This is a genomic window from Agrilactobacillus yilanensis (genome assembly GCF_003946725.1).
Lineage (GTDB): Bacteria > Bacillota > Bacilli > Lactobacillales > Lactobacillaceae > Agrilactobacillus > Agrilactobacillus yilanensis.
The window spans coordinates 60,194-71,797 of record NZ_RHOY01000013.1; the positions used below are offsets into that span (position 1 = coordinate 60,194).

At 41.1% G+C, this 11,604-nt stretch carries 11 protein-coding genes; 8 read left to right on the forward strand and 3 right to left on the reverse strand.

The features are described from left to right. Positions 1-104: 104 nt before the first annotated feature. The 8 genes from EKM93_RS09190 to EKM93_RS09225 all read left to right on the forward strand — a co-directional run bounded on the left by EKM93_RS09190 (position 105) and on the right by EKM93_RS09225 (position 8,142). Entirely contained in the window at positions 105-776 is a 672-nt protein-coding gene (locus EKM93_RS09190; protein WP_125715199.1) for a response regulator transcription factor, read from the forward strand. After that, on the forward strand, positions 773-2,152 hold the full coding sequence (locus EKM93_RS09195; protein WP_125715201.1) for a sensor histidine kinase: 1,380 nt from the start codon (positions 773-775) through the stop codon (positions 2,150-2,152). Before EKM93_RS09190 ends, EKM93_RS09195 begins: the two co-directional genes overlap by 4 nt. Before the next feature lie 103 nt (positions 2,153-2,255). Beyond that, positions 2,256-3,332, forward strand: coding sequence for an ABC transporter permease (locus EKM93_RS09200; protein ID WP_125715203.1), 1,077 nt, complete (start codon positions 2,256-2,258; stop codon positions 3,330-3,332). Beyond that, positions 3,332-4,015 carry an ABC transporter ATP-binding protein gene (locus EKM93_RS09205; RefSeq protein WP_125715205.1) on the forward strand — a complete coding sequence of 228 codons (684 nt, stop codon included), beginning with the start codon at positions 3,332-3,334 and terminating at the stop codon, positions 4,013-4,015. Before EKM93_RS09200 ends, EKM93_RS09205 begins: the two co-directional genes overlap by 1 nt. Before the next feature lie 141 nt (positions 4,016-4,156). Then, the gene (locus EKM93_RS09210) at positions 4,157-4,687 is read left to right on the forward strand and encodes a VanZ family protein (RefSeq protein WP_125715207.1); all 531 of its coding nucleotides are present in this window, start codon (positions 4,157-4,159) and stop codon (positions 4,685-4,687) included. 90 nt (positions 4,688-4,777) lie between these two features. After that, positions 4,778-5,743: a 3'-5' exoribonuclease YhaM family protein gene (locus EKM93_RS09215; protein WP_125715209.1), complete on the forward strand. Its 966-nt coding sequence runs from the start codon at positions 4,778-4,780 to the stop codon at positions 5,741-5,743. Continuing rightward, complete coding sequence (locus EKM93_RS09220; RefSeq protein ID WP_125715210.1) at positions 5,730-6,278, forward strand: VanZ family protein; 549 nt, start codon at positions 5,730-5,732, stop codon at positions 6,276-6,278. Before EKM93_RS09215 ends, EKM93_RS09220 begins: the two co-directional genes overlap by 14 nt. Before the next feature lie 4 nt (positions 6,279-6,282). Then, positions 6,283-8,142, forward strand: coding sequence for an LTA synthase family protein (locus EKM93_RS09225; protein WP_125715212.1), 1,860 nt, complete (start codon positions 6,283-6,285; stop codon positions 8,140-8,142). On the opposite strand, the gene EKM93_RS09230 is transcribed toward EKM93_RS09225, so the two are convergent. Genes EKM93_RS09230 through EKM93_RS09240 form a run of 3 tightly spaced genes read right to left on the reverse strand, consistent with a single transcriptional unit; the run spans position 8,129 to position 11,598 of the window. After that, positions 8,129-9,205 carry a polysaccharide pyruvyl transferase family protein gene (locus EKM93_RS09230; RefSeq protein ID WP_125715214.1) on the reverse strand — a complete coding sequence of 359 codons (1,077 nt, stop codon included), beginning with the start codon at positions 9,203-9,205 and terminating at the stop codon, positions 8,129-8,131. The two genes, EKM93_RS09225 and EKM93_RS09230, sit on opposite strands and share 14 nt — an antisense overlap. A 1-nt stretch (position 9,206) precedes the next feature. Continuing rightward, a complete protein-coding gene (locus EKM93_RS09235; RefSeq protein WP_125715216.1) occupies positions 9,207-10,616 on the reverse strand; it encodes a lipopolysaccharide biosynthesis protein in 1,410 nt (469 codons plus the stop codon). Then, a complete protein-coding gene (locus tag EKM93_RS09240) occupies positions 10,609-11,598 on the reverse strand; it encodes a glycosyltransferase family 2 protein (protein WP_164507050.1) in 990 nt (329 codons plus the stop codon). The genes EKM93_RS09235 and EKM93_RS09240 overlap by 8 nt, the downstream gene beginning before the upstream one ends. Positions 11,599-11,604 lie beyond the last annotated feature (6 nt).

Here is an 11,604-nt window from a genome sequence, read left to right on the forward strand (position 1 = left end):
TCTAATCATAATTTTATTTATCGTTCGTATTTAAAGTTTTGTTTTTGTAAGGCTTACGAATTAATATAGTGTACAATTAAGGCATAACTATAGGAGGCCATTTGATGAAAACTATTTTGATCGCTGATGACAATCCAGATTTGCTGCAGCTCGTAGACACCCAGCTCAATGCCGCCGGTTATCGCACAAAAACCGCCAGGGATGGTCAAGAAGCCGAAACGTTGGCTTTAACCCAACCTATTGATTTAGCGATTTTAGATGTGATGATGCCTAAAAAAGATGGCTTTGCCGTGACGGAAGCTATCCGCCAAGCTAAAAACATCCCCATTTTAATTCTGACAGCTAAAAGCGATATTTTTGATAAACAGCAAGGTTATACGGCCGGTGCTGATGATTATTTAACCAAACCCTTCGACATTCGTGAGCTGCAATTCAAAATACAAGCCCTCTTTCGCCGCTATGCCCCCACCAATACCGCCATCATTCAAGTAGGCGATTTACTTTTAGATACAAATAATTACAGCCTACAGCAAGGGCTCCAGGAACTATTTTTACCCCGCAAAGAATTTGAGATTTTGGCTTTATTAGCCCGTCATCCAAATCAAATCTTTGATCGTGAATCTATTTTGCTGCAAGTTTGGGGCCCAGATTATACCGGGACTGACCGCACAATTGATGTGCACATTAAACGCTTACGCGACCACCTTATTCAAGATGAGACCACTGCAATTACTACGGTCCGCGGTTTAGGCTATCGCCTTGAGGTACGCCAATGATTTTTAAACGTAGCTTATCCCATAAAGTTGTCCTTTGGATCAGTGGTATTTTATGTTTCAGCTGTCTTATTGGTTTTTTAGGGGGTAATCAGTACTATCACCAGCAATTAAAGCCTAAAAATGACGCTAAAATTACCGCCATGGCTAAAAACATTCAACATTTCTATCAGCAGCTGCCTCAAAATCAACGCCAAGCCTACTTAAACAGCGTGGCGCAAACGGGTTACGATTTTGCGGTCTATACTGACGGTCAAGTCCACTATTATGGCAGTCCTTTTCGTATCACCCAATTAACCCAATCCGCTCGGGCAACGGTCGCCCAAAATAAAATTTATCATGGGATTAAGCACTATCAAAAAGGCCCCTTTGTCACTGGCTTTTTTGCGAATGATCTAAATAATACGGTGGGCATCCAGTTGAATCCCCACCAGCAATTATTTATCCGGGCCAATCCGAATGCCCAGTTTGGCGAATTACGCAGTTACATGTTGGTAATTGGGCTAATCACTGTAACTTTAGGGGCTTTTTTACTCGTCTTAACGGCGCAAAAACGGTTAGTTAGACCCTTAAAACGGTTGACTCAAGCTACTCAAAAGGTCGCAGCCGGGAATTACCACACAAATCTAACAGCGGTTACAAATCAAGATGAAATTGGCCGACTTACCGAGAGTTTTCAAAAAATGACCCAGCAATTAGCTGAAGTTGAAAAAAGCCGAAATGAGTTTGTGGCCAACGTATCCCACGATTTACAGTCCCCATTAACGGCTTTAAAAGGCTATGCTGATCAGCTGCAAGCGCCAACTTTACCGCCACAGCAACAACAGCGCTATTTGCAGATTATTCAGCAAGAAACAACCCGGTTAGCTGAACTTACTAAAGAACTGCTACTTTTATCAACGCTAGACCAAGAGCACACTTTAGATTTTCAACAGACGCTGGCTTTAGACCAACAATTAAAAGCAGCGATCAAAGCCTTTTCATTTCAATTGGATCAAAAAGCCCTTTTTGTCGCTGCACAATTGCCGCCGGTCACTGTCGTGGGGAATCAGGAGCTGTTATTTCAAGTTTGGCAGAACTTATTAACCAATAGCATTCGTTATGCTCCAGAAGCTTCTGATCTTAAACTGACCTTAACTCAAACTAAAACGACGGCCACAATTACGTTGACTAACTTTGGGCCGCCGATTGACCCCGAGGTTCAGCAGCATTTATTTGAACGCTTTTATCAAGGGGATACAACCCGCCAAGCTCGAGACCATCATGGTTTAGGCCTGGCGATTGCTTATAAAATTGTTCAGCTGCATCATGGGACGTTGACCGTTGCCAGCACCCAAGCTGATGGGACAACTTTTAAAGTGCAATTACCCTTAAAATGACTTTGTAATATTTTGTTTATATTCAGTTAACATTCCGCCTTTATAGTTAATGTTGAAAGTTAAGTCATTACTTAACGACATTATTATTGAGGGGGAATTTTTTATGTTTCTCGCTATTAGAGAGTTAAAACATCAAAAACTACGTTATGGCTTAATCAGCCTAATTATTTTTTTAATCGTCTTTTTAGTCCTATTTATTACTGGCCTGACCAATGGTTTAGCCAGTGATAACGGGGCAGCCATCAACCAAGGCCAGTCCACTGCTTATGTTTTGGAAAAAGGCGCCCAAAATCGCTTTAATCGCTCCACAATTACCGCCGCTCAGGCTAAAGAAATTAAGCGCGATTTAGGCAATGGGACACCGATTGCTGTCAGTCAGACAACGGTTCAAAAATCAAAGACAAGTACTAAAAAAACAGATATTGCGTATTTTGCACTCAACGCCAGCGCCGATTTTAATTTAACCGCGACGAACGGTCAGAAATTAACTCAGCAAACTGGCAATGGCGTCTTGGTCAGTGATAAATTACAGGCTGAAGGCTACCAGGTGGGCCGTTCTATCACGGATACGACTTCCGGTAAAAGTTTCAAAATTAAAGGGTTCATCAAAAATCAAACTTATGCCCATACACCCGTGATTTATTTATCCGTCAAACAATGGCAGGCCATTACACCGCAAGCGGCAATGAATTTGACTTATAATACTGTGGCCACTACTAGCACGAAGGCTTTAACGGTCAGTGGTTTTAATAAGGTCCCAAAACAAACCATGATTCAAAATATTCCTGGCTATTCCGCTGAAACAGGTTCTTTAACGATGATGATTGCCTTTTTATATATTATTTCTGTCGTTGTTCTAGCCGTATTCTTCTATGTTTTGACCATTCAAAAACTACAAGAGTTTGGGACTTTAAAGGCGATTGGGACGGCCACTGGTTATTTAGGTCGGCATTTGATTTATGAAATCGGTCTAATCACGCTTTTGGCCATTGCTATCAGCAGTTTGCTGATTATACTGTTAGGTCAAGTCATGCCAACGAGTATGCCGTTTATTATTAATGGCGCAACACTGGGCGTCACGGCCGCCATCTTTATTGTCGTTGCTATTTTAAGTTCTTTAATTTCGCTGGTGAAGATCTCTAAAGTAGATCCTGTCAGCGCCATCGGAGGTCAAGTCTAATGGTCACAACTTTAAAACCAAGTTTAGCTTTAACAGATATTACCAAATACTATCAAGATGGGCCCAATCGAATTGAAGTGTTAAAATCGACTTCACTAGCCGTTGGCCCAGGTGAGTTCGCAGCCATTATTGGGCCTAGCGGTGCGGGAAAAAGTACTTTGCTATCCATTGCCGGCACTTTATTAAGTCCTTCTAGCGGTAAAATTGAACTCGCCGATACTGACGTGACAACAATGCCCGCCAAAGATCGGACAAAATTACGGCTGCAAAAAGTCGGTTTTATTTTCCAAAATTCGGAGTTGATTCCTTATTTAACCGTGAAGGATCAATTAAAATATGTAACAAAACTTGCCAAACGGCCAACCTCTGAAGCAGAAATCTTGGCCTTGCTGAATCATCTCGGATTAAGTCACCGTTTAAAGAACTTTCCCAATCAATTATCCGGTGGCGAACGCCAAAGAGTGGCGATTGCCCGTGCTTTTATCAATAATCCCGATCTGATCTTAGCGGATGAACCCACAGCTAGTCTGGATTCTAAGCGGGGCCATGAAGTGGTGGCGATGATCGCCCAAGAAGTCCATGAGGTTCAAAAGGCAGCGGTTATGGTCACCCATGATGAACGGGTATTGGACTTAGTGGATCAAGTTTACCGGATCGAAGACGGTCAGCTTAAAAAAATCTAACTTTGACGATAATATTCATAAATATATCGTTAATTCTCTATAAAAATTAAATTTTCCCACAACAAAGACTTGTTATCTTAAGTAATGTAATTAAGATAACAAGTCTTTTTAGATAGATTTTGCCAGAAAGGAGTCCTTTGAATGCGTTATTTACCAATGATTATCATTTTTATTCCGATTCTTTTTTTCACAGTTCGGGCTAATTTAGCCTCCCGGTCGATCTACCAACGTATTTCATTGATCAGTATCGCCGTTTACTTAATCTTCATTGATTATTTTTGTTTCACTCCGTCTTACTTAAGCAGTGCGAATTTCGCCACCTTGCATCCCGTCTGGATCGGTTTGGCCCCTACAAATTCTATCCCCTTTGCTGGCGGTATCGGGGCCGACTTCTTTTTAAATATTTTGATGACCGTTCCGCTAGGTATCTATTTGGGCCTATTTGCCAAAAATACAAATTTAAAACAAAGCTTACAGTTAGGCCTGTTAACCGGTTTAACGATCGAATCGGCACAATTTATCGCTGATCAAGTTGTGGATTTGAAACGCTGGGTCGATATCAATGACATCATCACCAACTGCCTAGGGGTTATTGTGGGTTATCTCATCTTTAAACTTGTTGCCCGCTTATTACCCAAACTTGTGCAGACTTTTGCCGTACGGCTCAACTAAAAGAGATTGAATCTATTAAAAAAGACTGGTAAGTTAAGGATAATAACTTAATCTATCAGTTTTTTTGATTTTAAATTTGAGGTGTTTTATATGGCTTTTTATGAAATTGAAAACAATCAATCAACCCAAGGTACGGCATTGTTTCAAGAAGTCACTTTAAAAGCCACCAGCAAAGGTAACCCATTTGCTAGTGGCCAGCTCGTCACACAAACTAAAACTGTGCCCTTTAAAATCTGGGATGCCAGTGATCAAACGATTTTGTTTAACAATAAGATCGTCAACTTTTCTGGCCAACGCAATGATTATCAAGGTAATCTGCAATTTATTTTGGACGAAAAAAGTCTGCATTTAGCTGCAGATCAAGATCTAACCGCTTATTTACCTAGCTCTTATTGGGATACCGAAACGCTAAAAAAGACTATGCGTCATTTTATTCATAAAATTACAGATCCTGATTACAATAAAATTGTGACCGATCTTTATACACAAGCCGCTCATGATATCGTAGATCCTTTATATCACATGCCTGCAGCCATTGCGATGCACCACGCTTTTATTGGAGGGTTGTATACCCATACCTTATCCATGGCGTTTACCGCCGAAGGTTTGTTGGAAAAAACGATTTATGGCACAACGATTAACGAAAGTTTACTCTATGCGGGTATTTTACTCCATGATCTAGGCAAGGCTTACGCCTATACCGATAGTCACAGTCATGAAGCGAGCCCCGCCGGTCAGTTATTGGAACATGTGGCCATTATTGACGGCTTATTAGTCAGTGAAGGCGTTACAGTTTTTAAATTGTCCTACGGTGATTTATTAAAAAATCAAAAATTCTTATTACTGCGGCATTTAGTGTTGTCCCATCATGGGCGTTTAGAATGGGGGTCCCCCGTGAAACCAGCAACGCCTGAAGCCATTTTGTTACATCAATTAGATTTAATGGATTCTAGAATGGAAATGATGCGTGAGGTTCACGAAGACCAGGAACCTAATAGCTTTAGTGACAAAATCTTCGGTTTGGATGGTGTGAGATTATATCGTGACGACCAATAATTTTCTATTAAAATATAGCCCTTATTTTATTTATTTAATCGGCTTAAATATTTACTTTATCCGCCGCTTAGGCCGTCAAACGAAGGCCCGCCAAATCATTGTCTTATTAGCCGGCTTTCTTTACTTCGCCGTTTTAGGGCTTTTATGCCTCGTACCTCAACCCAATTTGAGTCTCGCGGGCTTTACGAAAATGACGCCGATTTGGGTCGGTCCTGTGCCAACCAATCCCATCCCCTTTCGCGGTATCGGTACGGATTTCTACTTAAATATTTTATTAACCTTGCCCCTTGGTTTATGGGCCCCGTTAACCCGTTCAAAGTTCCGTTTTAAAACGAGCTTGGCCTTGGGCTTTGGTATTGGTCTGGGTATTGAAAGCTTGCAATTTATTTTGGATTGGTTGCTAAAGCTTAACCGCTGGGTCGACATCAATGATGTTTTAATGAATGCCTTAGGTGTTATAATAGGATGGCTGATTTTTAAAGCTTGGGGTAAACTCTGGCCGAATCAGCGCCAAAAATTTAAGTTGAATAGGTAACGATATGCAGAAGAAAATTTTTAAATTAGGCCAAGTTTTTTTGGTGAGTGCACTGAGCTATTACATCGTCTTTTTCTCATCTTTTAATACGTTTCAAGAAGCCCAGCCATTTTTTGGTTTCTTATTTGGCCTCCAAATACTGACCTTTATTTTTGTAATTGGCTTTTATTTACTGTTGTTAAGCTTAACCAATCGAAATTGGCTGAGTACCACTTTAATTTTGCTGTTAGCGGTGATTTTTGGCTTTGTAAATCATACAAAATTAACCTTGCGAAATGAGCCGTTTTTACCCAGCGATTTAGGCATGATTACTTCTTTACCCGAATTGATTCATATGATCACACTCAAAGCTTTATTGTTAATTATTTTAGCCGTTATTGCCATCACTGGCCTTTGTTTGCTTGTTTTTCGCAAGCAGCGGTTAAAATTCTTTAATACCCGCCGCAGCCGCTGGCGCACTTTGGCGGTAGCTTTACTACTATGCGGCGGTTTTTTCTCCATCAGTAATTCTAAAAGTCCAGTACATAATCTAGGCTTAGCTTTAAATAATGACCCGCTTTATTGGGATCCAGTTTGGGGTGTCAAACGTAATGGTCCGATTTTAAATTTTGTAAATTACTTGAATAGCGACATAATGACTGAACCGAGCCATTATTCTAAAAAAACGATGCTTGCTTTACAAAAACGCTATCAAAAAAAGGCTCAGACCACTAACAAAACCCGGCAAACTTTAAAAAATACCGATGTTGTCTTGATCTTAAGCGAAAGTTTTAGTGATCCGACAAAAGTCCCTGGCATCACCTTAAATCAAGATCCAATGCCTTATACGCGGCAGCTTTTAGCTGAAAATCCTAGTGGGACGATGATTAGTAACGGTTACGGCGGTGGGACTGCCAATATGGAATTTCAAGCATTAACCGGCCTATCCATGGGTAATTTCGCACCATCTTTAATCACGCCTTATACCCAACTCGTCTCCAAACTAAACACCGTACACACTTTTAATAATGATTTCACCCAAAGTATCGCCTTACATCCTTATAACGGTGGCCTATACAATCGCCATGCGGTACTTAAAAAGTTTGGCTTTTCAAAATTTTATACCCAAGATGGCCCGGATTATTTCCCGTACAAAGACGTTGTTCAAAATAACCCTTATGTTTCTGACCAAGCCACCTATCAAGCCACCTTAGATCAAATTAACGCCAATCAAAGCGGCAGTACTTTTTATCATGTCCTCACAATGCAAAATCATATGCCTTACTTAAAGAAATATTACCCTGACAATCCTTTCAAAGTTAGCGGTGATCTGAGCACCAGTGAAAAAAGCCAAATCGAAACTTATGCAAATGGCGTGAATCTCACTGATCAAGCCAACCGTTATTTTTTAACGGCTTTGCAAAAAGTCAAAAAAAATGTGATCGTCATTTTTTATGGCGATCACCTACCGGGCATTTATAGTCATGTAAATTTTAAGAAGTACGGCGTTCAAATGCACGAAACCCCGTATTTCATCTGGTCTAATCATGCCACGCTGACGAAAGCAAAGGCGCCTAGTACTTTGGGGCCTTACAGCTTTGAAAGCACGTTGGCAAATGTCGCCAATACAAAAGTCAGTGGTTATACGGCTTTATTAACACAAGTTACCAACCAACTGCCGATCATCACTACAAATATGTTAAGCAGCGGTGATCCTAACAATGTGAAGACCAATACCCAATTAGTCACAGCCACGACTAAAAAACTCGTACGTTCTAAAGACTTAACTGCGAAACAGAAAAAATTGCTGCAAGATTATCGTTTAGTCCAATACGATTTAACCGCTGGCCAGCATTATTTAAGCACCGCCTTCACAAAGCCATAAGTGTTTGAAAAGTCTGTTGTAGTGGCCTAAAATCTGCTGTAAAATCTAAAACCTGTTTTGTAGGCCCTTGTTGTCGCAAATTAGCGATGTCTTCGTGTAAAGTTTCAACCGTCGTTGGTTGAATGAAGGTACACGGCTGCAGCCAAGTTTCATAGAGATGTTTTAACTTATAATCTAAATTATCTAAAAATAAACACGGTGTCTGGGTCAAATAACAAAAAATTAAGCCGTGCAGCCGATCCGTAATGACCAACTCACTTTGCGCAAAGCACCATAAAAGCTGCTGCAACGCACCTTGAAATTGCGCTGGCTGATAATTTGTTAATACCGTATCCAGTTTGGTCACTGTTAAATCTGGGCTGTTCGCTAATTCTACTTCTAAATTAGCGGTCAGCCTTTTTTCTTTGTCCTGCCGTAAAGCTAAAGTGACTTTACCTGACTGCCGCTGTAGCTTTGCTTGGGCCACACTGGCTTTTAGCTGATGGTCTGCTAGGACAATATCTGGCGTCAACAATACGTTGCTCAAACCGAATTTTGTTTTTAAAAAATTATAACTTGTCCGATCTCTGGCGGCCATCGTTAAATTAGGGTGCTGATTATAAATACGTTGTGCCCGCCGTAACAGTCGCTCACCTTGAGGTGTCTCTGAAAAATAAGCGGACTGCGGCAGTATCACAATCGGATTTTTTGGAAATTTTTGCACAATAAACTGCCGCTCATACTCCCAATGCGGCCATAAATCACCTAAATTACCACCGCCTTGAAAGACCAAAATATCTTTTGGGGTCAATACGCGCGCCATTTGACGATAATCTGCGGGCTGGCCGTCTGTATAGAGCTCTTCTAGTTCATACGCTGGACAGTGATGTGCCAGCCATTGTCGCTGTTCAAAGGCGATGGCGAAGTCCCCTAAATTTGGACTATGCCGGGCACTTTGTAAAATAAAAATTTTGCGGTTAGCCGTAGCGCTAAAACGCCGCCGACTGGGCCGATAATAATCTAGCCATAATTTTTGTTGGGGCTTTAATTGGGCACCCAGCCAAGATTTAAAAGACATTGCCATCTCACTCAGTCCCTCTAAATTTCAGTTTGACAAAACGATACAGTAACTGTAACACTTGCCGATTCCAATACAAAGCAAATAAACCGACGCAACCACTCATTATTAAACTCAGCCAAAATTGGTCCGACCAGTGGTAAAGACAAAACAACTGTAGCAAAATAAGGCCATGATTACCAATTAGATTTTTTAAATCCATTTGATTTGTAACGAACTTTTTAGTATCAAAATAGCGGATCAGCCACAAACAAAAGAAACTGATCATCGCACTAAAACCAGCGCCATTTAGCCCAAAGCGCGGGACTAAAATAAAATTACCTAAGACATTAATTCCTGCCGCAATAATCGTCGTTGTAAATACACCAAATGTCTTTTTTGCTGCAATATAATACTGACCATAAAAGCTGGCAAAACTTGTATAAACAACCGTCAGCAGTAAAAATGGCACGGTCCGCCAAGCACTTTGATAACTATCACTTACTAATAACCAAATTAACGGCCGTAAGCCAACGATCAGCCAACTTGTGCCAAGTAATAAACAACTGGAATAAACAGCAAAGATATTTTTATAAAAAGCCGTGCTGTCTTCTGAACCGTAAGTTTCAATCGCTGATAACTGCCAAGCTTGGAAAAAAACCGAGTTGACAACGGATAGAATCATTGGAATTTTATTAGCCACCGCAAACAGACCATTGGCCGCTTGACCTAAGAAATACAAAATAAAATAGCGATTAATCATATTGGTCGTCCACCAAGCCGTCGCATTAGGCATCAATGGCACACTATACCGCAGCATTGTTTTTAACTTAGCCCAACTGAAGTAGCGCCATTTGATTTGACGATGAATTTTTTCGATAACGGCTAGATAGATAACTGAAGTCAAATTCGCTAAAATCATCGCTTGGAAAAAACCAGCGGCCCCTAAACGTAACCCCCATAAAAACCAAATATTTAAGCCTGCTGTCAATAGCGTTAAGATGATCCCATTAGCCGCATACAGCCGGACATGATTAATCGCTTTAATATATTGCGCCAGCAGATTTTGAAAACTCTGAATAATCAAAATCAGGACTAAGGCCCGCAAATAAGGCCAGTCACTGACTTGGGCAATTCCAAAACCAATTAAGGCGACCCCGATAGCACTGACAACGGTCAAGAAAAAACCACAAGTCAAAATAACTTCTGGCTGTTGATCCTGATCCATAATAAAGCGCAAAACCGCATCAAAGACGCTTAATGAGATGACGGGCAGTAATAAGCTGACCGTTGTCTGCACCAGATCCGTAATCCCATAATCACTTTGCGCTAAAGTGTATGTATAAAGTGGCAGCATAAAAAATGAAATAAATTTACTGCCAAAACTCCCAACGGCAAAAATAATTGAGTTGTTGACTAAACGCCGATATTTATCCATGGGCCACGCCAAATTTCACACGCAACCACAGTTGGCGCCAGAGACCATATTGGCGCTGCACCATAAGCTGGGATAGTAATCGATATTTGCGAAACTTTGCCATCGGGTAATGCCGTAACAAAATCGCCAAAACAAACTGGTAGCTTTTTAACTCCTCAAAAAATGCCGCTTGCTTAAGTTCGCCAGCCATATAGGCATCATGGGCCTTATTCGTTAAATAAAAACAGCCTTGCATCAAATATTGGTCAATTAGCGGCTTGTTTGGATAACTGCGGCGGATACCTTGGGCAAATGCTAAATTAGCCCGTTGCAACTGCTGCCGCGACAAGGGGGTCATCCGACCGGAAATAGAATCTGCCCGTGAACGGTAAATATAAAGGGGCCGCGCCAAATAATAAATACGATTCGCTGCTAGAATGACTTTATACGTTGTGGCCACATCTTCAAAATTCTGCTGCGGCGGAAAGCTAATCCGCTGTTGCCGTAATAAAGCCGTTTTTACTAAATACGCCGTGGCATAATGATTAAAAGCTCGCGTTAACAAACCTGTGATCATCGCTTGCGGCGTATATAAGCCTTGATAATTATGGTGGTAAAACGGTGTTAGCTGCGTCTGCGTTAAATTCAAGCGATCATAAAAAACCACATCGACTTGCGGACTCATTTGCGCCCGGGTTTCTGCCAGCGCCGTTATTTGTAAATAATCATCACTATCTAAAAATAAACAATATTGGCCTTTTGCCTGGGCTAACCCAAAATTGCGACTGCAAGACAGGCCTTGATTTTGCCGGTGATAAACGCGAAACCGCTGATCAACAGCGGCCCAAGTATCACAAATTCGGCCGGAATCATCGGTAGACCCATCATCAATTAACAACGCCTCAAAGTTTGTATACGTTTGAGCACTCAAACTGTGTAAACAATCGGTTAAATAAGGCGCCACATTATAAATCGGTACAATCACTGAAATCAATTGGGTCACTCTGAT

Excerpts from the sequence above, each read along its gene's own strand:
- EKM93_RS09190 (WP_125715199.1), top strand. The coding sequence starts at position 105 with ATGAAAACTATTTTGATCGCTGATGACAATCCAGATTTGCTGCAGCTC.
- EKM93_RS09195 (WP_125715201.1), top strand. The coding sequence starts at position 773 with ATGATTTTTAAACGTAGCTTATCCCATAAAGTTGTCCTTTGGATCAGT.
- EKM93_RS09200 (WP_125715203.1), top strand. The coding sequence starts at position 2,256 with ATGTTTCTCGCTATTAGAGAGTTAAAACATCAAAAACTACGTTATGGC.
- EKM93_RS09205 (WP_125715205.1), top strand. The coding sequence starts at position 3,332 with ATGGTCACAACTTTAAAACCAAGTTTAGCTTTAACAGATATTACCAAA.
- EKM93_RS09210 (WP_125715207.1), top strand. The coding sequence starts at position 4,157 with ATGCGTTATTTACCAATGATTATCATTTTTATTCCGATTCTTTTTTTC.
- EKM93_RS09215 (WP_125715209.1), top strand. The coding sequence starts at position 4,778 with ATGGCTTTTTATGAAATTGAAAACAATCAATCAACCCAAGGTACGGCA.
- EKM93_RS09225 (WP_125715212.1), top strand. The coding sequence starts at position 6,283 with ATGCAGAAGAAAATTTTTAAATTAGGCCAAGTTTTTTTGGTGAGTGCA.
- EKM93_RS09230 (WP_125715214.1), bottom strand. The coding sequence starts at position 9,205 with ATGGCAATGTCTTTTAAATCTTGGCTGGGTGCCCAATTAAAGCCCCAA.
- EKM93_RS09235 (WP_125715216.1), bottom strand. The coding sequence starts at position 10,616 with ATGGATAAATATCGGCGTTTAGTCAACAACTCAATTATTTTTGCCGTT.